This window comes from Pandoraea commovens, assembly GCF_902459615.1.
GTDB classification, from domain to species: domain Bacteria; phylum Pseudomonadota; class Gammaproteobacteria; order Burkholderiales; family Burkholderiaceae; genus Pandoraea; species Pandoraea commovens.
The window spans coordinates 77,288-97,742 of record NZ_CABPSA010000010.1 but is presented as its reverse complement, the minus strand read 5'-3'; the positions used below and the strand labels follow the sequence as shown (position 1 = coordinate 97,742).

Here is a 20,455-nt window from a genome sequence, read left to right as displayed (position 1 = left end):
GTACGCGAGGAAATTGGAGGCTTGACGGCCTCCGAAGGTGAAATCAGGACTTCTCGCCGCTCGTCCAGCGCTCGCGGGCGGCCGTGTCGGTCTCGCGAGCGTCGACCCAGCGCTCGCCTTGCGGCGTGGATTCCTTCTTCCAGAACGGCGCTTCGGTCTTCAGATAGTCCATGATGAACTCGCAGGCGGCAAAGGCGTCGCCCCGGTGCGCCGACGTGACCGCCACCAGCACGATCTGATCGCCGGGCCCAAGGTCGCCGTAGCGGTGAATCACCAGCGCGTCGAACAAGCGCCAGCGCTCGCGCGCCTGCACGACAATCGCCTCCAGCGCCTTCTCCGTCATGCCCGGGTAGTGTTCGAGCGTCATGCGCGAGACGTCCTTCCCATCATTCAGATCGCGCACCGTTCCGACGAAGGTCGCCACCGCACCGACGCGCAGATCGTCGGCACGCAAGCGCCGGACTTCCTCCGACAGGTCGAAATCCTCGGTCTGCACTCGAATCGGCATGGAATGACGTCTCCTTAGCTATGTAGCGCGCGTGGCTCAGCCGCCCGTCACCGGCGGGAAGAACGCGACTTCGCAGCCTTCCGTCAGGCGGGTGGATGCGGGCACCATCGTATGATTCAGCGCCATGCGCAGCGAGCGCTGCGGGCCGAGCGTCTCGGCCCAGACCGGGCCGCGCGCACACAGCCATTCCCGCACGTCTCCCACCGTGGCAATCCCGGCAGGCAGCGCGTCCACGCGCTCCTCGGCGACGTTGAGCGCCTCACGGACACTGGCGAAAAAGCGAAGATCGATCTGCATAGTCTGTCCGATGCATGGCACGGGACGTCGTGCCACGCATCTGTCTCTCAATATAGAAGGTCGGAGAACGGCAGGAACGCCACCGTCTGCCCAGCTTCGATGCGGTGTTCCGGCGGGTTGTCGATGAGGCCGTCGCCCCATACGGTCGAGGTGAGGACTGCCGAGCTTTGGTTCGGGAAGGCGTCGAGACCGCCCTGATCGTTCAGGCGTGCCCGCACGAATTCGTTGCGGCGATCCGCCTTCTTCTGTGTGAAATCGGCGCGCATCGCGATGCGGCGCGGCGTCACGTCCGTCACTCCTTGCAAACGCAGAATGAACGGCCGCACAAATAGCAGGAACGTCACAAAACTCGACACCGGATTCCCCGGCAGGCCGATGAAGTGCGCCGTGCCGCCGCCCATGCGGTTGACCTCGCCGTACGCCAGCGGTTTACCCGGCTTGAGCGCGATCTGCCACAGGTTCAGGCGCCCCTCGGCTTCCACCGCTGGCTTCACGTGATCCTCCTCGCCCACCGACACACCGCCGGACGTGATGATCAGATCGTTGCCGCGAGCGGCGTCGCGCAGAATCGCGCGCGTGGCCGCCAGGTTGTCGGGCACGATGCCGTAATCGGTCATCTCGCAGCCCAGATTCTCCAGCAGGCTGCGCAGCACGAAGCGGTTGGAGTTATAGATGCTGCCCGCACGCAACGGCTCACCGGGCATCGTCAGCTCGTCGCCCGTGAAAAACACAGCGACGCGCAAACGCCTTGCCACCTGAAGCTTCGCGATGCCGACGGACGCCGCCAGTCCCAGCGATTGCGCGCGCAGCCGGGTACCGGCCGCCAGCACCACGCTGTCGCGACGAATGTCCGAACCCTGACGGTTCACGAACTCGCCTGCATCCGGGGTGTGACGAATCACGACTGCCCCGTCCTCACGCGTTTCGCACTGCTCCTGCATCACAACGGCGTCGGCGCCCGGAGGCACCGGCGCCCCCGTGAAGATGCGCGCCGCGGTGCCGCTGGCGAGCGGCTCGGGCGCGTGCCCGGCGGGAATACGCTGGGAGACGGGCAACACCGTGGCGTCGCCCGTCAGATCGGCAGCGCGGACGGCGTATCCGTCCATCGCGCTCGTGTCCATCGGCGGGACGTCGAGCGTGGCGACGACGTCGGCCGCCAGCACCCGGCCGTTGGCCGCAAGCGTGTCGACCGTCTCACGCTCGTTGAGCGGGCGCGCCGCCGCCAGCACGGCGTCGAGGGCTTCTTGTGTACTCAGCATGCGAATGGCCCGGGAGTCAGTCAATAAACGCAAAAGCGCGCAGAAGGCGAAGCACCGTCCTACAGGCCTGTGTGCTCGGCGATGTAGGCCTTCACGCGTTCCACGTCGTTCGGCACGGTCTCGAAGCGCTGCGGCAGCGATTCCAGCTGCTCGAAGGCCGCCGGACGCGGCGGCTCGCGATGCAACGCCTCGCGAATCGTTTCGGCGAACTTCGCCGGTTGCGCGGTTTCCAGCACGACCATCGGCACGCCGGGTTCGAGCGCTTCGCGCGCGACCTTCACGCCGTCGGCGGTGTGCGTATCGATGACCACGTCGTAACGCTTGGCCACGTCCTGAATCGTCGCCAGACGATCCGCGTGCGTGCTGCGACCCGACACGAAACCGAACTTCGCGACGCGCGCGAACGCCTCGCTGCCCGACAGATCGAAGCCGCCTTCGCGCTCGACCTTCTTGAGCAGATCGGCCGTTGCCGTGGCATCTCGGCCCAGCAGATCGAACAGGAAACGCTCGAAGTTCGAAGCCTTCGAGATGTCCATGCTCGGGCTGCTCGTGTGGAACGTCTCGGCCGACTTGCGCACGCGGTAACGGCCGGTGCGGAAGAACTCGTCGAGCACGTCGTTTTCGTTGGTCGCCACGACCAGCTTGCGGATCGGCAGACCCATCATGCGCGCGATGTGACCGGCGCAGACGTTGCCGAAGTTGCCCGACGGCACCGTGAACGACACTTCGTCATCCTGGCCGGACTTGCCGCCCGTGGCCGCGAAATAGCCCTTGAAGTAGTACACGACCTGCGCCACGACGCGCGCCCAGTTGATCGAATTGACCGTGCCGATCTTGTAGCGCGCCTTGTAGGCGTGATCGTTCGAGACGGCTTTGACGATGTCCTGCGCGTCGTCGAACACCCCTTCGACTGCGAGATTGAAGATGTTCGGGTCTTGCAGGCTGTACATCTGCGCCGTCTGGAACGCGCTCATCTTGCCCGCCGGCGAGAGCATGAAGACGCGAATGCCTTCCTTGCCGCGCATGGCGTATTCTGCCGCGCTGCCGGTGTCGCCGGAGGTCGCGCCGAGAATGTTGAGCGCGTCGCCATGCTGCGCCAGCGCGTATTCGAACAGGTTGCCAAGCAGTTGCATGGCCATGTCCTTGAACGCCAGCGTCGGGCCGTTCGAGAGCGCGAGCAGCGACAACTGCGTGTCACCCTCAACGCCTAACGGCAGCAACGGCGTGATGTCCGCGGCGTCTTCGCCTGAACGCACGTTGCGATACACCTCGGCGGTGTACGTACGCTTCGTCAGATCGACCAGGATCTCGGCCGGAATGTCGCCCGCGAACTTGGCCAGCACCTTGGCGGCCAGTTCGGCGTACGACAGCTGGCGCCAGGCGCGCAGCTCGTCGGCCGTCACCTGCGGGTACTCCGTCGGCAGATAAAGACCGCCGTCCGGAGCAAGGCCGCCGAGCAGAATGCTGGAGAACGACTGCGGTTCGCCAGAGGTCAGGCCCGCGCCGCGCGTGGAGATGTATTTCATTGGGATCGTGTCCTGTCGTATCGGTTACCTGTGCCGCTCAGCTCAGCGCTTCCATACGGATGCGCGTGACCTTGGAGAGCACCGTGTCCATCGCCTCGATCTTCGCGATGGCCGAGTTGATGTGCTTCTCCAGCGTCTGGTGCGTCAGGATGATGATGTCGGTCTGGTGCTCGCCTTCGCGCGATTCCTTTTGCAGCAGCGCGTCGATGGAGATGTCCAGGTCCGCCAGAATGCGCGTGAGTTCCGCCATCACACCGGCACGGTCCACCACGCGCAGACGCAGGTAGTAGCTCGTCGTGACTTCGTCGATCGGCAGCACCGGCGTGTCGGACAGCGAGTCGTGCTGGAACGCCAGATGCGGTACGCGATGCTCCGGGTCGGCCGTCTGCAGACGGGTCACGTCGACGATGTCGGCCACCACGGCCGACGCCGTCGGCTCAGCGCCTGCGCCCTTGCCGTAGTAGAGCGTGGCGCCTACGGCGTCGCCCTGCACCAGCACGGCGTTCATCGCGCCTTCCACATTGGCGATGAGGCGCTTGGACGGGATCAGCGTCGGGTGCACGCGCAGTTCGATGCCGTTTTCCGCGCGACGCGTAATGCCCAGTAGCTTGATACGGTAGCCGAGTTCCTCGGCGTACTTGATGTCGAGCGCCGACAGCTTGGTGATGCCTTCGACGTAGGCACGGTCGAACTGCACCGGCACGCCGAACGCAATGGCGCTCATCAGCGTGAGCTTGTGGGCGGCGTCGACGCCTTCGATGTCGAACGTCGGATCGGCTTCTGCGTAGCCCAGACGCTGTGCGTCGGCGAGCGCCACGTCGAAGTCGATGCCCTTGTCGCGCATCTCCGAGAGAATGAAGTTCGTGGTGCCGTTGATGATCCCGGCGATCCACTGAATGCGGTTGGCCGTCAGGCCTTCGCGCAGCGCCTTGATGATCGGAATCCCACCGGCGACAGCCGCTTCGAACGCCACCATCACGTTGGCTTTGCGGGCGGCGGCGAAGATCTCGTTACCGTACACGGCCAGCAACGCCTTGTTGGCGGTGACCACGTGCTTGCCGTTCTCGATCGCCTTGAGGACCAGTTCCTTCGTAAGATCGTAGCCGCCGATGGTTTCGACCACGACGTCGATGGCCGGATCGTTCACGACCTCGAACGGATCGCCCGTGACGACCGCCGCGTGGCCCACAAGCCCCTTGGCCCGTTCGACATTTCGCACCGCGACCTTCGTAATCTCGATACCCCGGCCGGCGCGACGTTGGATTTCTTCCTGGTTGCGAGCCAGTACCTGGAAGGCACCATAGCCTACGGTGCCCAGGCCCAGCAGGCCCAATTTGATCGGTTTCATGCAGTTTTACTCAAAAGTCGGAATCGGTTGGCGCGCATCACTTGCCGTGGCGACGGCGATAACCGTCCAGGAAGCGGGCAATGCGACTGATGGCGTCTTCCAGGTCGCCCTCGTGAGGCAGGAACACTACGCGGAAATGGTCGGGGTGCATCCAGTTGAAGCCGCTGCCCTGCACCAGCAGGACCTTTTCTTCGAGCAGCAACTGGAGAATGAAGTCCTGATCGTTGGCGATGGGGTACACCGCCGGATCCAGACGCGGGAACAAATACAGCGCCGCCTTCGGTTTCACGCAGGTCACACCGGGGATGTCGGTGAGCATGCGGTAGGCGATCTCGCGCTGCTCGTACAGGCGTCCGCCCGGCACGATCAGGTCCTTGATGCTTTGATAGCCGCCCAGTGCCGTCTGAATGGCGTACTGACCGGGCACGTTCGGGCACAGGCGCATCGAAGCGAGAATGTTCAACCCTTCGATATAGTCGCGCGCCGGACGCTTGTCGCCCGACACGACCATCCAGCCTGCGCGGTAGCCGCACGCGCGATAGCTCTTGGACAAGCCGTTGAAGGTGATCGTGAGCACGTCTTCGGAAAGCGAGGCGATAGACGTGTGCTCTTCGCCGTCATAGATGATCTTGTCGTAGATCTCGTCGGCGTAAATGATCAGCTTGTGTTCGCGGGCGAGCGAGACGATCTCCTTGAGGAGTTCGTCCGAATACAGTGCGCCGGTCGGATTGTTCGGGTTGATGATGACAATCGCGCGCGTGTTGGGCGTGATCTTCTTGCGGATGTCCGCGAGATCCGGCTGCCAGTCGGCCTGCTCGTCGCAGATGTAGTGCACCGGGGTGCCGCCCGAGAGGCTGACGGCGGCCGTCCACAGCGGATAGTCAGGCGCGGGCACGAGCACTTCGTCGCCGTCGTTGAGCAGCGCCTGCATGGCCATCACGATCAGTTCGGACGCCCCGTTGCCGAGGTAGATATCGTCGAGCTGAACGTCTTTGATGCGCTTTTGCTGGCAGTAGTGCATGATCGCCTTGCGCGCCGCGAACACCCCCCGCGAGTCCGAATATCCGGCCGAGTTCGGCAGATTGCGGATCATGTCCTGAACGATCTCGTCAGGCGGTTCGAAGCCGAACGGCGCCAGATTGCCGATGTTCAGCTTGATGATGCGATGACCTTCGTCTTCCATGCGCTTGGCATGTTCGAGCACGGGCCCACGAATGTCGTAGCAGACATTCTGCAATTTCTGCGATTTGAGGATCGGTTTCACGGCGGTTGTGGTCTTGACGGGCGGCGCAGGGATCCGGACGGGCCGGCAGCAGGCGGGAACGCACGGCGAACCCGCGGGAAATATCGAGCGCGTACGATCAATCGGTCGATCGGTGCGTCGGCGTGCGATAAATGCGCGCGCAAAACGCACATGACACCGCATTTTTCCCGGATTCGGCGTAACAAATGCCGCACTGCAACGGTTTTGCCGTGCTGCGTACGGCAAAAAGCTATAATTTAGCCAATTATGACAGACTTCGGCAATGCATCATTGACGGTTTGCGGCACGCAGGGCAAGATGCCCGCCCGTTACACGATCTGCCGATCGCTCAGCCACCACTGGGTAGGGAATCTCCGAAAGTGAAACTGCATCAAGATCCGTCACAAGCGGCATTGAACACGGTCACCGGCTACGGCCCCGGCTATGTCGAAGTCAACAAGGTTCGTTACGACCACAGCGTGATCATCGCCCCCGAGGGCGAAGTGACGCCGTGGGCAGTGTCGCGCTTCGATGCGCTCGACGCGTCCCACTTCGACAAGCTGCGCGCGCGCGAACCGGAAGTCGTTATCTTCGGCAGCGGCGAGCGCCTTCGCTTCGCCCACCCGCGTCTGACCACGGCCCTGACGAGCCAGCGGGTCGGCGTCGATTCCATGGACACGCAGGCTGCATGCCGCACGTACAACATTCTGATGACCGAGGGGCGTCGCGTCGTCCTCGCGGTGCTCATCGAAACCGAGGCGACTGAGTGAGCCGCCGCCCGCTCGCTCCCGGCCTGATGGCCGCAGACACGATCACGCCGCCTCCTCCGCCTCCTGTGCCCACGCTTTCCGCCTCCGGCACACCGTCCGCCGCCTACCCGCTGTCCCCGGCCGCCTTCTGGCTGCTGCTCCTGGCGTTTGCGCTTGTCTGGTTCGGCGTGCTCGACTATCGTCACCTGATTGCCAGCGACGAAGGCCGCTACGCCGAGATGGCGCGCGAAATGTGGACGACCGGCGACTGGATTACGCCGCGCTACAACGGCTACAAGTACTTCGAGAAGCCGCCGCTGCAAACCTGGATGAACGCGCTTACCTTCGCCGCCTTCGGGCTGGGCGAGTGGCAGGCCCGTCTCTGGACGGCACTGACCGGTTTTGCGGGCGTGCTGATGGTCGGCTTCACGGGTCGGCGCGTATTCAACGCCCGCGTGGGCCTGTTCGCCGCCGCTGCACTGGCCGCAGCCCCCCTGTGGTCGCTGCTCGGGCACTTCAACGTGCTCGACATGGGCCTGTCGTTCTTCATGGGGTTGTCCTTGTGTGCGCTGCTGCTCGCGCAACGCCCCGGACTCGAACGCTCCGCCGTACGCGGCTGGATGTGGCTGTGCTGGGCCGCCATGGCGCTGGCCGTACTGAGTAAAGGCCTCGTCGGCATTGTGCTGCCGGGGGCCGTTCTCGTCCTGTATACGCTCGTCACGCGCGACTGGGCCTTGTGGCGACGTCTTTATCTGGGCAGCGGCCTGATCGTCTTCTTTGCCGTTGCCGCACCGTGGTTCGTGCTCGTGCAGATGCGCAACCCCGAGTTCTTCGACTTCTTCTTCATCAACGAACACTTCCGCCGCTTCGCAATGGAGGGCCACAACCGCGACGGCGCGCCGTGGTATTTCGTGCCGGTCTTCATCGTCGGCTTCCTGCCGTGGCTGTCGATTCTGCCCGGCACCGTGCGCGCTACGCTACGCATGCCGCGCCAGCCCAACGGATTCGCCCCGACGGCCCTGCTGTGGGTGTGGTCGGTGTTCATCTTCGTGTTCTTCAGTGCGTCGCACTCGAAGCTGATTTCGTATTTGCTGCCGATCGCCCCGGCCATGGCGCTCCTGTTCGGGCTGTATCTGGCGCAATTGCGCCGCGATACGGTGCGCGTTCACATGGCGGGCTATGCCGTCTTTCTGATTGCCGCGCTCGTGATGGTTGCCATCTTTGCCGGACGCGCCGGCAGCGTGCGCAACCCCAACGAGCTGTACAAGGCCTTCCAGGTCTGGTTGTACTTCGCCGTGGGCGCCGGTCTCGTCGGCACGCTGGTTGCGTGGCGTCTCGCGCGCCACAGCGCCCGTCGCGCCTTGCTGGCGTTCTCCGCAGGCATGCTGCTGCTCGTGACCATCGGGGGGATGGGGCATGAAGTCTTCGGACGCCAGAGCACCGGCGTACTGCTCGTGCCCGCCGTCAAAGCCGAGATGCAGCGCCTCGGGCCGAACGTGCCGTTCTATTCGGTGAATGTGCTCGATCACACCATGCCTTACTACCTCGGGCACACGATGATCATGGTGCAACACCCGGACGAACTGGAATTCGGCGTGAAGCAGGAGCCACAGAAATGGGTGCCGACGCTCGACGACTTCTATGCACGCTGGCGCGCCGATCCGAAGGCGCTCGCGCTGGTCGATCCGGACACGTTCGCCAAGCTCGAAGCGGCGCATTTGCCGATGCGTATCGTCGCGCGCGACGCCCGCCGTGTCGTAATCTCGAAACCGCAGCCCGAAGACAACGTAAAATAGCGCGCTTGGGGTTTCCCGAGACTATTTGCGGTATCCATAATTATTCACAAACGTTCACAAACGTTCCATGAATCTCGCGACGTTTTCCCTTATTCTCACCGGCGTGCTGCTCAACGCGTGCGCCCAGCTGTTGCTCAAAGCGGGCGCCAATGCCATCGGCGCCCTGGAATTCACGCGCGCCAACATTGTGCCCATCGGTATCAAACTTGCCACGCAGGTACCGATCATGGGCGGGCTCGTCTGCTATGCCATCAGCGTGGTCGTCTGGATTCTGGCGCTCTCACGCGTCGAAGTCTCGATTGCCTACCCGATGCTCTCGCTGGGCTATGTCGTGAACGCGTTCGCCGCGTGGTATCTGTTCGGCGAAACGCTGTCGATGCAGCGCGTGGTGGCCATCGGCATCATTCTTGTGGGTGTTTATATTCTGGCGCGCAGCTAAGTCTGGCGTCCGAGGAAATCGCCGTACGCGCATCCCACAGGGCCTGCGCGTTTTCCATGCACATTCGAGCTATTTTGAGGCTTAGTCATACATCATGAGCGACTCGGCAACCTCCCAACCGAATCAACCGTTCATCCCGTTCACGCGGCCGAGCATCGACGAAGCAACGATCGCCGGCGTGACCGAAGTGCTGCGCTCGGGGTGGATCACCTCGGGGCCGCAAGTACAGGCCTTTGAAAAGGCGCTTTCCGAATATTTCGGTGGACGTCCGGTGCGCGTCTTCAATTCGGGCACGGCCACACTCGAAATCGGCCTGCGCATCGCCGGCGTGCAAAGCGGCGACGAAGTCATCACCACGCCGCTGTCGTGGGTCGCCACGTCCAACGTCATTCTCGAAGTGGGCGCCACGCCGGTCTTCGTCGACGTCGACCCCGCCACGCGCAATATCGACCTCGACCTGCTTGAGAAGGCGATCACGCCCAAGACCCGCGCGATCATCCCCGTCTACCTCGCTGGCCTGCCGGTCGACATGGACCGCCTGTACGACATCGCACGCCGCCACAAGCTGCGCGTGGTCGAAGACGCCGCTCAGGCCATGGGCGCGAGCTGGAACGGCAAACGCATCGGCTCGATTGGCGATCTCGTCTCGTTCAGCTTCCACCCGAACAAGAACCTCACCTCCATCGAAGGCGGCGCGCTGGTGTTCAACACCGACGACGAAGCGCGTCTTGCCGAGAAGTACCGTCTGCAGGGCGTGACTCGTTTCGGTCTCGACGGCATGGATGTCGACGTGCTGGGTGGCAAGTACAACCTGACGGATGTGGCCGCGCGTGTAGGCCTCGGCCAGATGCCGCATCTGGCAGCATTCAACAATCGCCGCACCGAACTGGCACGCCAGTATTTCGACAAGCTCGCGGGCGGTGCCGCCGTTGCGCTGGGTGTGGGCCTGCCGCGCGCCGATTTCACGAATTCGAACTGGCATATGTTCCAGATCGAACTGCCGCTGGCGCAGCTCACGATTGACCGTGCGGGCTTCATGGAACAGTTGAAGGCGCGCGGCATCGGCAGCGGTGTGCACTACCCCGCCATCCACCTGTTTACAATGTATCGTGCACTGGGTTTCAAGGAAGGCCAGTTCCCGCATACGGAACGTCTGGGCCGCGCCATCCTGACGCTCCCGCTATACCCCGCCATGACGGATGCCGACGTTGCGCGCGTCTGCGAAGCCGTAAACGCTATTTGCGCTGATTACAAAAAATGAATCGACCACAACTCTCCGTCGTCATCCCGGTATACAACGAAGAGGCTGGCCTCGCCGCCCTCTTCGCACGGCTTTACCCGGCGCTCGATAAGCTGGGTGTGACCTACGAAGTGGTGTTCGTCAACGATGGCAGCCGCGACCGTTCGGCGGCCATGCTTGCCGAACAATATCGCGCGCGCCCGGACGTGACGCGCGTGGTGCTGTTCAACGGCAACTACGGTCAGCACATGGCCATTCTGGCGGGCTTCGAGCACACACGCGGCGAATGGGTCGTTACGCTCGACGCCGACCTGCAGAACCCGCCGGAAGAAATCGGCAAGCTCGTGGCGCAACTCGCCGCAGGACACGACTACGTGGGCACGGTGCGTATGAACCGTCAGGACACGTGGTTCCGCCGTAACGCCTCGCGCGCCATGAACCGTCTGCGCGAGCGCATCACGCGCATTCGCATGACCGATCAGGGCTGCATGCTGCGCGGCTACAGCCGCCACATCGTCGATACGGTCAATCAGTGCCGCGAGATCAACACCTTCATTCCGGCGCTGGCTTATACGTTTGCCCAAAACCCGACGGAAGTGGACGTCGCCCACGAAGAGCGCTTTGCCGGAGAGTCGAAGTACTCGCTCTATGCGCTTATTCGCCTGAACTTCGATCTGGTCACCGGCTTCTCGGTCGTACCGCTGCAATGGCTCTCGGGCGTGGGTATCACGCTGTCGGCCGCCTCAGGCGTACTGTTTGTCGTGCTGATGGCACGACGTTTCCTGTTCGGCTCGGAAGTTCAGGGCGTGTTCACCCTGTTCGCCGTGACGTTCTGCCTGTTGGGCGTGATCCTGTTCGGCATGGGCCTGCTCGGCGAGTACATCGGTCGTATTTATCAACAGGTTCGCCAGCGTCCCCGCTATCTGGTGCAAGCAGTGTTGCAGGCCCACGAATCGCATGACGCTCACCCCGTTGCTCATGGCGACAAATCGGGCTCGCAGAGCGCCACCCTGAGCACCGGCGCTACCGAGCTGGGGTCGCACACGTCATGAGCAATACGTCTGTAACGTCGGCAACCAAAGCGGTTGTCTTCGCGTATCACAACGTCGGCGTTCGCTGCCTGCAAGTGCTGCTCGCGCGCGGCGTCGACGTCGCGCTCGTCGTCACGCACCAGGACAACCCGAACGAGAACATCTGGTTCGGCAGTGTCGCAGGCGTCGCCGCCGAGCACGGTATCCCGGTCGTCACCCCTGAGGATCCGACCGATCCCGCGCTCGCCGAGCGTATCCGCGCCATCGCGCCGGACTTTATTTTTTCGTTCTACTACCGCCACATGATCCCGGTGGCCGTGCTGGATATCGCCCCGCGCGGCGCGTTCAACATGCATGGCTCACTGCTGCCAAAGTATCGCGGGCGCGTGCCCGTCAATTGGGCGGTTTTGCGAGGCGAAACGGAAACAGGTGCCACGCTGCATGAAATGGCGCTGAAGCCGGACGCCGGGGCGATCATCGACCAGACGTCGGTGCCGATCCTGCCGGACGACACGGCGGGCGAAGTGTTCGAGAAGGTCACGGTTGCGGCCGAGCAGACGCTCTGGCGCTGCCTGCCGGGCCTGATCGCCGGGACCGCCCCTCGCCTGACCAACGATCTCGCCGCTGGCAGCTACTTCGGGGGGCGCAAGCCCGAAGACGGCCGAATCGACTGGACGCAGTCGGCGCAGAGCGTCTACAACCTGATCCGAGCCGTCGCACCTCCGTATCCGGGGGCCTTTACCGACGTTGGCGAGCGCCGTTTCGTGGTCAACCAGGCTCGTCTGTCCCGCTCGCCCGCCCCGGCCGGTTTGCCCTGCGGACTGCAAGTAGTGGATAATGCGCTCCTCGGCATTTGCGGCGACGGAAATGCCATCGTCATTCATGAACTAACGCTGGACGGCAAGCCTCTCGCGCCGGCACAGTTTTCCCAGCTCAATCACTGACCGTAATATGAAAAAAGTCCTGATTCTCGGTGTCAACGGGTTCATCGGCCACCATCTGTCGAAGCGCATCCTGGAGACGACCGACTGGGAAGTTTATGGCATGGACATGCTCACCGATCGCCTCGGCGATCTGGTCAACCACGAGCGCATGCACTTCTTCGAAGGCGACATCACGATCAACAAGGAATGGGTCGAGTACCACATTCGCAAGTGTGACGTGATCCTCCCGCTGGTCGCCATCGCAACGCCGGCCACCTATGTGAAGGCCCCGCTGCGCGTGTTCGAACTCGACTTCGAAGCGAACCTGCCGATCGTCCGCTCGGCCGTGAAGTACGGCAAGCATCTGGTGTTCCCGTCGACCTCCGAGGTCTACGGCATGTGCACCGACGGCGAATTCGATCCGGAAAACTCGCCGCTGATCTACGGCCCGATCAACAAGCCGCGCTGGATCTACGCTTGCTCGAAGCAGCTCATGGATCGTGTGATCTGGGGCTACGGCATGCAGGAAGGCCTGAACTTCTCGCTGTTCCGTCCGTTCAACTGGATCGGTGCCGGCCTCGACTCGATCTATACGCCGAAGGAAGGTTCGTCGCGCGTGGTCACGCAGTTCCTCGGCCACATCGCCCGTGGTGAGAACATCAGCCTGGTCGACGGCGGCAACCAGAAGCGCGCCTTTACCGACATCGACGACGGTATCGACGCACTGGTGCGCATCATCGACAACAAGGACAAGGTTGCGAGCGGCAAGATCTACAACATCGGCAATCCGACGAACAACTTCTCGGTGCGCGAACTCGCCAACATGATGCTCAAGCTGGCAAGCGAGTATCCGGAATACGCCGAGACGGCCAAGAAGGTTCAGCTCATCGAAACGACGTCGGGTGCTTACTACGGCAACGGCTATCAGGACGTGCAGAACCGCGTGCCGAAGATCGAGAACACGATGCAGGAACTCGACTGGAAGCCGACGACGTCGATGGAAGATGCCCTGCGCAAGATTTTCGAAGCGTATCGCGGTCACGTCGCCGAAGCTCGTCGTCTGGTCGAGGGCGAATAACGCCAGTGCCCTGCGCCAGTCTGCCGCCGCGACGCGCTCGCGACCTGGCGGCATGACCGGAACACCGCACGACACGCCCGGTGCGCCCTCGGCGCATCGGGCGTTTTTGACTCAGCAGTTTGACTGTGTAATTTGATTCGACATTCGAGACATCGCGCCCCTCGGCGGCGATGGCTTGGATGTACTACTCAAGGGCGGCTATGGCCAAGATTGTCCTGAAGATCGATGTCGACACGCTGCGCGGCACCCGCGAAGGCGTGCCCAATCTGCTCGCCGCGCTGGCCGAACACGAGGCGATGGCGACGTTCCTGTTCAGCCTCGGCCCCGATCACACGGGCTGGGCGCTCAAGCGTGTCTTCCGCCCCGGCTTTCTGAAGAAAGTCTCGCGCACGTCGGTGGTCGAGCATTACGGCTTCAAGACGCTCATGTACGGCACGCTGCTGCCCGGCCCGGATATCGGCAAGCGTGCGGCGGACGTCATGCGTACCGTGCAAAGCGCTGGCCACGAGACGGGCATCCACACCTGGGATCACACGTACTGGCAGGACAACGTGCGCACGCGCGACGCGGCATGGACGCAGCACCAGATGGCGCAAGCGCACGCACGATTCGCGCAGATCTTCGGTGCACCCCCGCTCACGCACGGCGCAGCCGGCTGGCAAATGAACAACCACGCGTTCCGTCAGATCGATGCCTGGGGCATGAAGTATTCGTCGGACGGGCGCGGTGACGCCCCGCACTACCCGATCGTCGACGGCGTGCGTCTGAACCACGTCCAGATGCCCACCACCCTGCCGACCGTAGACGAGTTGCTGGGCGTCGACGGCCGCGACATCAACGGTGTGGCCGAGCATCTGCTTGCCCTGACCCGCGATCCGGCGCAAGATCACGTGTTCACGCTTCACGCGGAACTCGAAGGTCAGAAGCTGGCACCGCTGTTCCGTCAGTTGCTTGCCGGTTGGCGTCGACAGGGCCACGATCTGGTCACGATGGGCGACTATTACGCAACGCTGGATCTGGCCGCACTGCCCGCACATCCGGTCGTGTGGGGCGAGATTCCGGGCCGCTCCGGCGATCTGATTCTGGAAGGCCAGGCCGCCTGAGCCATCCCCCATATTCGAAAGACTTTCCGAACCGGCCCTGCGAGGCCACCCAAGGAGACCATAGTGACGGTAGCCATCGACACTCCCGTGCCCGATTTCACCGCACCGGCCACCGGCGGCGATTTTTCGCTCAAGGCCCATCGAGGCCAGAAGGTGGTGATCTACTTTTACCCGAAGGACAACACGCCCGGCTGCACGACGGAAGGCATGAACTTCCGCGACAACTACGACCAGTTTCAGGCCGCCGGGGCACAGATCGTCGGCGTGTCTCGCGACAGCCTGCGTTCGCACGAGAACTTCAAGAACAAGCTGGAACTGCCGTTCCCGCTGATCTCCGATGGCGATGAAGCGGTCTGCAAACTGTTCGGTGTCATCAAGCTGAAAAAACTGTATGGCAAAGAACATCTTGGGATCGAACGCAGCACGTTTCTGATCGACGAGAAAGGGGTTCTGCGCAAGGAATGGCGTGGTGTGCGTGTGCCCGATCACGTGGCGGACGTGCTGGCCGCCGTGCAGGCGATCTGAACCGGCAAGCGTGCATGACACTCGCATGAAGCGGGTCGTCGGGCACGCTTGCGAGCGCTATTCGGGCCGGTGTTGCGCAGGGGCCGATAGCGACCGCCAGTGAGGGCATTCGACGCTATACAAGCACGGCAAGAGACGTTATAGTCGGCCGTAATGATCAAGCGCATTGAACGAGACTATTGCAGGCGTCGCCACGGCGGCGCCTTCAGCCAAGCCGCCTCTCCGGTGCGTCCGGGCAGGCGGCTTTTTTGTTGCCGGGACGTGATGTATTGCCGTTTGTCCCGGCCGAGTAGTGTTGTGTTTTCTTGAACGGGAAATCTATGCCATTGCCATCGGCGCCGACCAAACCGGGCTCGCTGCTTGCCCCGGAACAATTCCCCACTCGCCTCAAACCTTCGCGCACGGAGGCCAAGAAACCGATCCCCTCGTCTGAACAACAAGCACTGGGCGAAACGTCTGGTGCTGCGGGAGCCGCCAGCGCGACTGAGTTGAAGGTCGTCCCCAAAACCGCTCCGGCGACGCAGACTGCACCACAGCCGTCGCCCGCTGCACGTTCGCCCCAGTCGCCGCCTTCGGCAGACTCCAGCGGCGCCAGCCCGTCCCTCAAGGCCGTGAAGTCGACGGCGACGGGCCAGGGTTCGAAACGTACACGCGGTAAAGATCAGGAACCGGCGAAACTTTTCGTGCTCGACACCAACGTGCTCATGCACGATCCGAGCAGCCTGTTCCGCTTCGAAGAGCACGACGTCTATCTCCCGATGATGACGTTGGAAGAGCTCGACAATCACAAGAAGGGCATGTCGGAAGTGGCGCGCAATGCGCGTCAGGTGAGCCGCACGCTCGACGGGCTGGTCGCGGAAAGCGGCACGAAGTCGATGGCCGAAGGCATTCCACTCTCGCGACTCGGCAACAAGGATGCCACCGGGCGCCTGTACTTCCAGACCGATCTGCCCGACGTTCCGCCGCTCGAAGGTCTGCCGCAAGGCAAGGCCGACAACCAGATTCTCGGTGTCGTGCGCGCGCTGCAGGACAAGTTCCGCGATCGTCAGGTCGTGCTGGTGTCGAAGGACATCAACATGCGTGTCAAAGCGCATGCACTCGGCCTGCCCGCAGAAGATTACTTCAACGACAAGGTGCTCGAGGACAGCGATCTGCTCTACTCGGGTGTGATGGCTTTGCCGCCGGACTTCTGGACGAAGCACGGCAAGGGCATGGAAAGCTGGCAGGACAATCGGACAGGCACCACGTTCTATCGCATCACCGGGCCGCTTTGCGCGAATTTCCTCATCAACCAGTTCGTCTATCTGGAGACGAACAACGGTGAGGCACCCTTCTACGCGCAAGTGCGGGAGATCAACGGCAAGACAGCGTTGCTGCAAACGCTGCGTGACTATGGCCATCACAAGAACAATGTGTGGGGCATCACGGCACGCAACCGCGAGCAGAACTTCGCCCTGAACCTGCTGATGAATCCGGAAGTGGACTTCATCACCTTGCTGGGTCAGGCAGGCACCGGCAAGACGCTGCTGGCACTCGCCGCCGGTCTGGCGCAGACGCTCGACGAGAAGCGTTACAACGAGATCATCATCACGCGCGCGACCGTGCCCGTCGGTGAAGATATCGGCTTCCTGCCGGGCACTGAGGAAGAGAAGATGCAGCCTTGGATGGGTGCATTCGACGACAACCTCGAAGTGCTGCAAAAGACCGACGACTCCGCTGGCGAATGGGGCCGTGCGGCCACGCAGGAACTGATTCGCTCGCGACTCAAGGTCAAGAGCATGAACTTCATGCGCGGTCGTACGTTCGTGAACAAGTTCGTCATCATCGACGAGGCGCAGAACCTGACGCCGAAGCAGATGAAGACGCTCGTCACGCGCGCAGGTCCCGGCACCAAGCTGATCTGTCTGGGCAACATCGCACAGATCGACACGCCGTACCTGACCGAAGGCAGCTCGGGCCTCACGTATGTGGTGGATCGCTTCAAGGGCTGGGGTCACAGCGGACACGTCACGCTCGCGCGCGGCGAACGTTCGCGGCTGGCGGACTACGCGGCGGAAATTCTCTGACGTCGGTCCATGCCATCGAGCGCTTCTACGCTCAACACGACGGCGCCTTAGGGCGCCGTTTTTTATGGTCGGGACACCGCGTGCGACACCTCATAAGGCATCGGCCCACGATGGCAAAATCGTCCGGCAAGCGGCGAATTTGTGACGTCGATGCCACAGAACGCCCGGATTTGGGCACTTTTGCGATGCATTCGTGCGCTAAGCGTCGTAAACTCGGCGCATGCGAATCCAGCGCCCTCTGAGCATGTCTCGATCTCCGACTCGTCCGATGGCCCGATGCACGACGCAGCGCACAACGTCCCCCCAGATTTCATGGGTGCCGTGGCGCTCGGCTGGGGTACTGGCGCTCACGCTGCTCGTCGCCGCGTGCTCCTCGGGTCCGACGGTCCGGCAAGGCGGCAACGCGAACTTCGGGAATCGCACGGTCGGCCCCGAGCGCAGCGCAGGTCAGGAGGAGATCACGCTCGAAGCGATGAGCCTCGTTGGCATTCCTTACCGCTACGGCGGCAACACCCCCGACTCCGGATTCGATTGCAGCGGCCTCGTGCGCTATGTGGTGGCGCGCGCAGCTGGCGTCAATCTGCCGCGCACGACCGCCGACATGAGCGGCATCGGCACCGTGCTCGAACGCGACGACCTCGCCTCGGGTGATCTCATCTTCTTCAACACGACGGGACGCGCCCACTCGCATGTGGGCATCTACGTGGGACAGGGGAAATTCGTGCACGCGCCGAACTCGGGCGGCACGGTGCGGCTGGAGAGCATCTTCATTCCGTACTGGGCGAAGCGTATCGATGGTGTGCGACGCGTCGCGGCCAACAAGGCACCTGCGGGCAATACGACCTACGTCAATCGCTCGGCGCCCGATACGGTTGCGGCGGCGCCAGTGGCCGCCCCGGCAGCCACGGTTACGGCTGTACCCGTCAGCCCGGCACCGAACCGTCCGTTGACGGCGGCGACGCCCTCACCGCTCGGCACGCCGCAAACTGCATCGCCGAGCAGCACGGCCAATCTCACGGCATCGCCTTCGCAGGACGACGACCCGATCGCCCGCTTCGCCAACAGCGCGATGTAATCACTTTCGCCCGACGAGATACTGCACGCCTGCCGGACCATAACGTTCGGCATGCGGCTCTCCGGCGGCCAGATGGAAGACGTCTCCCTCGCCATATCGGCGCTCGACGTCGCCCACCCGAATCACGATTTCACCGGTCAGAATCAGCGCCTTCGCTTCGAACGGATGCGTATGCGTGTCGAGCCCGCCCGCTTCTCTCGTCACCGTGACGAACGCCGTGAAGCCTTCATTGGCGAGTTCTCGCTCGAACGCATCGCGTTGCATACACGCTCCGTTCTGGTGGCTGCGATGCGCCAGGGATCAGCGCAGATGGGCGAGCAGCGTTGCTGCACCACCGATATTGATGGCCGCGCCCATCAGCATGCTCAACGGACGGTGGCGCAGAGATTGAATCAATTTCGTCATAGTAGCCTCCGGTGTGATTGAATAAAACGCTATGACAAAATAGTAATCAATCACAATAATCTATTGAAATTGATTCTCCCGATGGCGTCGATTGGCGCCTTCAATCCCCCGGCCCAGCACTTAGCGCAGACGCAAAAAAAGCGGCCGAAGCCGCTTTTTCTATTCGGCAGCCCAATCCGTCAGAGGATCTGCTTGCCGACCCACCAGGCGATAGCGGCGATAAATGCCGATGCCGGGATCGTCAGCACCCAGGCCCAGACGATGTTGCCTGCCACGCCCCAGCGCACTGCCGACAGCTTGCGGGTCGCGCCCACGCCGACGATAGCACCCGTGATGGTGTGCGTCGTCGAGACCGGCACGCCGAGCCACGATGCGAAGAAGAGCGTGAACGCCCCGCCCGTCTCGGCACAGAAACCACCGACCGGCTTGAGTTTCGTGATCTTCTGACCCATCGTGCGCACGATCCGCCAGCCACCGAACATGGTGCCCAGACCGATCGCCAGATAGCAGCCGATGATCACCCACAGCGGCGGCTCGGCAGCTTCCTGCGGCCACATGCCCGCAGCGATCAGCAGCATCCAGATGATGCCGATGGTCTTCTGTGCATCGTTACCGCCGTGCCCGAGGCTGTACATACCGGCAGACACCAGTTGCAGACGACGGAACCAGCGGTCCACGCGTGCAGGTGGCGTGCGGAAGAACAGCCACGACACGAGCAGCATGAAGAACGAACCGAGCACGAAACCGAGCAGCGGCGAGACGAAAATGAATGCCACGGTTTGCAGCAGGCCGCTCGCTACGAGCGAGCCCGTGCCGGCCTTGGCCACCGCCGCGCCGACCAGACCACCGATCAGGGCGTGCGACGAACTCGACGGAATACCGTAGTACCAGGTGATGATGTTCCAGGCGATAGCGCCCACGAGCGCGCCAAAGATCACATAGTGATCGACGATCTCGGGGTGTACCGTGCCCTTGCCCACCGTCGCTGCGACTTTCAGGTGAAAGACGAACAGCGCGATGACGTTGAACATGGCGGCGAAAGCCACCGCCTGATGCGGTTTGAGCACGCCCGTCGAGACCACCGTAGCGATCGAGTTCGCGGCGTCGTGAAAACCGTTCATGAAGTCGAACAGGAGCGCCAGTGCGATCAATAGTCCGACCAGCCAAAGGCTGATGTGCAGCGTTGCCATCGAAAGTCTCCGCTCAGGCGTTTTCCAGCACAATGCCTTCGATGATGTTGGCAACGTCCTCGCATTTGTCGGTCACCGACTCGAGCAATTCGGACACAGCCTTCTGCTTGATCAGCTCTTTCACGTCAGCCTCTTCACGGAAGAGCTTCGACAGCGATGCGCGCAGCAGGCGGTCGGCTTCCGATTCGAGACCGTCGATCTCCTCGCAGAACTTCAAAATTTCGCGGGCGCGATCCATGTCGTTGAGCAGTGCAACGGTGCTTTGCACACGCTCGCAGCACTTCACGCAGATTTCGCCCAGCATGCGGGCCTCGGACGGCACGCTCTTGATGTCGTACATCCACACGGCCGTCGCCACGTCTTCCATCAGATCCAGGATGTCGTCCATCGTGCTGATCAGCTTATGGATCTCGTCGCGGTCGAAAGGCGTGATGAACGTCTTGTGCATCAAGTCGATGGTCTCGTGCGTGATGCGATCCGCTTTCTTCTCGTTGTTCTGCACGGCAACGGTACGTGCCTCGGCGTTTGGCAGGTCGTTGAGCATGGCGGACAGCTCACGGCTGCCTGCGACCATGCACGCCGCGTGCTGGTTGAACAGGTCAAAGAACTTGCCCTCGGTGGGCATGAAGCGACCGAACATTATGAGGAAACTCC

The 20,455-nt window shown here is 62.6% G+C and carries 20 protein-coding genes; 11 read left to right on the top strand and 9 right to left on the bottom strand.

The features are described from left to right. Window positions 1-43 precede the first annotated feature (43 nt). From moaE to PCO31010_RS23385, 6 genes are read right to left on the bottom strand one after another with little or no spacing between them, the layout of a single operon-like run. Entirely contained in the window at window positions 44-508 is a 465-nt protein-coding gene (moaE, locus tag PCO31010_RS23410; protein WP_150666368.1) for a molybdopterin synthase catalytic subunit MoaE, read from the bottom strand. Between the two features lie 36 nt (window positions 509-544). Then, window positions 545-805, bottom strand: a complete 261-nt coding sequence (gene moaD / locus PCO31010_RS23405) for a molybdopterin converting factor subunit 1 (protein ID WP_039398793.1) — start codon at window positions 803-805, stop codon at window positions 545-547. A 47-nt stretch (window positions 806-852) separates the two neighbouring features. After that, window positions 853-2,064 (bottom strand): molybdopterin molybdotransferase MoeA, encoded by a 1,212-nt coding sequence (locus PCO31010_RS23400; RefSeq protein WP_150666367.1) that lies wholly within the window; start codon window positions 2,062-2,064, stop codon window positions 853-855. A 59-nt stretch (window positions 2,065-2,123) separates the two neighbouring features. After that, complete coding sequence (gene thrC / locus PCO31010_RS23395) at window positions 2,124-3,590, bottom strand: threonine synthase (RefSeq protein ID WP_150666366.1); 1,467 nt, start codon at window positions 3,588-3,590, stop codon at window positions 2,124-2,126. Window positions 3,591-3,627: 37 nt separating this feature from the next. After that, window positions 3,628-4,938, bottom strand: coding sequence for a homoserine dehydrogenase (locus PCO31010_RS23390; protein ID WP_150666365.1), 1,311 nt, complete (start codon window positions 4,936-4,938; stop codon window positions 3,628-3,630). Between the two features lie 37 nt (window positions 4,939-4,975). Continuing rightward, entirely contained in the window at window positions 4,976-6,202 is a 1,227-nt protein-coding gene (locus tag PCO31010_RS23385) for a pyridoxal phosphate-dependent aminotransferase (protein ID WP_174985086.1), read from the bottom strand. A gap of 359 nt (window positions 6,203-6,561) precedes the next feature. On the opposite strand from PCO31010_RS23385, the gene PCO31010_RS23380 reads away from it, so the two are divergent. The 11 genes from PCO31010_RS23380 (at window position 6,562) to PCO31010_RS23330 (ending at window position 18,206) form a co-directional block, all read left to right on the top strand. Further along, window positions 6,562-6,951, top strand: a complete 390-nt coding sequence (locus tag PCO31010_RS23380; protein WP_150666433.1) for an Mth938-like domain-containing protein — start codon at window positions 6,562-6,564, stop codon at window positions 6,949-6,951. Beyond that, window positions 6,948-8,726 (top strand): glycosyltransferase family 39 protein, encoded by a 1,779-nt coding sequence (locus PCO31010_RS23375; RefSeq protein ID WP_373275378.1) that lies wholly within the window; start codon window positions 6,948-6,950, stop codon window positions 8,724-8,726. Before PCO31010_RS23380 ends, PCO31010_RS23375 begins: the two co-directional genes overlap by 4 nt. A 67-nt stretch (window positions 8,727-8,793) precedes the next feature. Beyond that, the gene (locus tag PCO31010_RS23370) at window positions 8,794-9,165 is read left to right on the top strand and encodes an SMR family transporter (RefSeq protein WP_039398805.1); all 372 of its coding nucleotides are present in this window, start codon (window positions 8,794-8,796) and stop codon (window positions 9,163-9,165) included. Window positions 9,166-9,259: 94 nt separating this feature from the next. Then, window positions 9,260-10,426, top strand: a complete 1,167-nt coding sequence (locus tag PCO31010_RS23365) for a DegT/DnrJ/EryC1/StrS family aminotransferase (protein WP_150666364.1) — start codon at window positions 9,260-9,262, stop codon at window positions 10,424-10,426. Then, window positions 10,423-11,457: a glycosyltransferase gene (locus PCO31010_RS23360; protein WP_150659211.1), complete on the top strand. Its 1,035-nt coding sequence runs from the start codon at window positions 10,423-10,425 to the stop codon at window positions 11,455-11,457. Before PCO31010_RS23365 ends, PCO31010_RS23360 begins: the two co-directional genes overlap by 4 nt. Then, window positions 11,454-12,380: a formyltransferase gene (locus PCO31010_RS23355; RefSeq protein WP_150666363.1), complete on the top strand. Its 927-nt coding sequence runs from the start codon at window positions 11,454-11,456 to the stop codon at window positions 12,378-12,380. The genes PCO31010_RS23360 and PCO31010_RS23355 overlap by 4 nt, the downstream gene beginning before the upstream one ends. Window positions 12,381-12,387: 7 nt before the next feature. Continuing rightward, the gene (locus tag PCO31010_RS23350; RefSeq protein ID WP_150666362.1) at window positions 12,388-13,437 is read left to right on the top strand and encodes a bifunctional UDP-4-keto-pentose/UDP-xylose synthase; all 1,050 of its coding nucleotides are present in this window, start codon (window positions 12,388-12,390) and stop codon (window positions 13,435-13,437) included. A gap of 200 nt (window positions 13,438-13,637) precedes the next feature. After that, window positions 13,638-14,540, top strand: a complete 903-nt coding sequence (locus PCO31010_RS23345; protein ID WP_039398812.1) for a polysaccharide deacetylase family protein — start codon at window positions 13,638-13,640, stop codon at window positions 14,538-14,540. Window positions 14,541-14,603: 63 nt separating this feature from the next. Beyond that, a complete protein-coding gene (locus PCO31010_RS23340; RefSeq protein WP_150666361.1) occupies window positions 14,604-15,065 on the top strand; it encodes a peroxiredoxin in 462 nt (153 codons plus the stop codon). 320 nt (window positions 15,066-15,385) lie between these two features. Beyond that, entirely contained in the window at window positions 15,386-17,131 is a 1,746-nt protein-coding gene (locus PCO31010_RS23335) for a PhoH family protein (RefSeq protein ID WP_150666360.1), read from the top strand. A 268-nt stretch (window positions 17,132-17,399) separates the two neighbouring features. Beyond that, window positions 17,400-18,206, top strand: a complete 807-nt coding sequence (locus PCO31010_RS23330) for a C40 family peptidase (protein WP_150666359.1) — start codon at window positions 17,400-17,402, stop codon at window positions 18,204-18,206. Here PCO31010_RS23330 and PCO31010_RS23325 read toward each other — a convergent pair whose 3' ends face one another. The 3 genes from PCO31010_RS23325 to PCO31010_RS23315 form a co-directional block, all read right to left on the bottom strand. Then, window positions 18,207-18,470, bottom strand: a complete 264-nt coding sequence (locus PCO31010_RS23325; protein WP_150666358.1) for a cupin domain-containing protein — start codon at window positions 18,468-18,470, stop codon at window positions 18,207-18,209. It abuts the gene before it with no gap. 320 nt (window positions 18,471-18,790) lie between these two features. Continuing rightward, on the bottom strand, window positions 18,791-19,801 hold the full coding sequence (locus PCO31010_RS23320) for an inorganic phosphate transporter (RefSeq protein ID WP_039398821.1): 1,011 nt from the start codon (window positions 19,799-19,801) through the stop codon (window positions 18,791-18,793). A 13-nt stretch (window positions 19,802-19,814) separates the two neighbouring features. Further along, window positions 19,815-20,441, bottom strand: a complete 627-nt coding sequence (locus tag PCO31010_RS23315) for a DUF47 domain-containing protein (RefSeq protein WP_150666357.1) — start codon at window positions 20,439-20,441, stop codon at window positions 19,815-19,817. Window positions 20,442-20,455: the final 14 nt, after the last annotated feature.

Bases quoted from the DNA above. Each gene is read 5' to 3' on its own strand.
- moaE (WP_150666368.1), bottom strand. From the start codon at position 508: ATGCCGATTCGAGTGCAGACCGAGGATTTCGACCTGTCGGAGGAAGTC.
- moaD (WP_039398793.1), bottom strand. From the start codon at position 805: ATGCAGATCGATCTTCGCTTTTTCGCCAGTGTCCGTGAGGCGCTCAAC.
- PCO31010_RS23400 (WP_150666367.1), bottom strand. From the start codon at position 2,064: ATGCTGAGTACACAAGAAGCCCTCGACGCCGTGCTGGCGGCGGCGCGC.
- thrC (WP_150666366.1), bottom strand. From the start codon at position 3,590: ATGAAATACATCTCCACGCGCGGCGCGGGCCTGACCTCTGGCGAACCG.
- PCO31010_RS23390 (WP_150666365.1), bottom strand. From the start codon at position 4,938: ATGAAACCGATCAAATTGGGCCTGCTGGGCCTGGGCACCGTAGGCTAT.
- PCO31010_RS23370 (WP_039398805.1), top strand. From the start codon at position 8,794: ATGAATCTCGCGACGTTTTCCCTTATTCTCACCGGCGTGCTGCTCAAC.
- PCO31010_RS23365 (WP_150666364.1), top strand. From the start codon at position 9,260: ATGAGCGACTCGGCAACCTCCCAACCGAATCAACCGTTCATCCCGTTC.
- PCO31010_RS23360 (WP_150659211.1), top strand. From the start codon at position 10,423: ATGAATCGACCACAACTCTCCGTCGTCATCCCGGTATACAACGAAGAG.
- PCO31010_RS23355 (WP_150666363.1), top strand. From the start codon at position 11,454: ATGAGCAATACGTCTGTAACGTCGGCAACCAAAGCGGTTGTCTTCGCG.
- PCO31010_RS23350 (WP_150666362.1), top strand. From the start codon at position 12,388: ATGAAAAAAGTCCTGATTCTCGGTGTCAACGGGTTCATCGGCCACCAT.
- PCO31010_RS23345 (WP_039398812.1), top strand. From the start codon at position 13,638: ATGGCCAAGATTGTCCTGAAGATCGATGTCGACACGCTGCGCGGCACC.
- PCO31010_RS23335 (WP_150666360.1), top strand. From the start codon at position 15,386: ATGCCATTGCCATCGGCGCCGACCAAACCGGGCTCGCTGCTTGCCCCG.
- PCO31010_RS23330 (WP_150666359.1), top strand. From the start codon at position 17,400: ATGGCCCGATGCACGACGCAGCGCACAACGTCCCCCCAGATTTCATGG.
- PCO31010_RS23325 (WP_150666358.1), bottom strand. From the start codon at position 18,470: ATGCAACGCGATGCGTTCGAGCGAGAACTCGCCAATGAAGGCTTCACG.
- PCO31010_RS23320 (WP_039398821.1), bottom strand. From the start codon at position 19,801: ATGGCAACGCTGCACATCAGCCTTTGGCTGGTCGGACTATTGATCGCA.
- PCO31010_RS23315 (WP_150666357.1), bottom strand. From the start codon at position 20,441: ATGTTCGGTCGCTTCATGCCCACCGAGGGCAAGTTCTTTGACCTGTTC.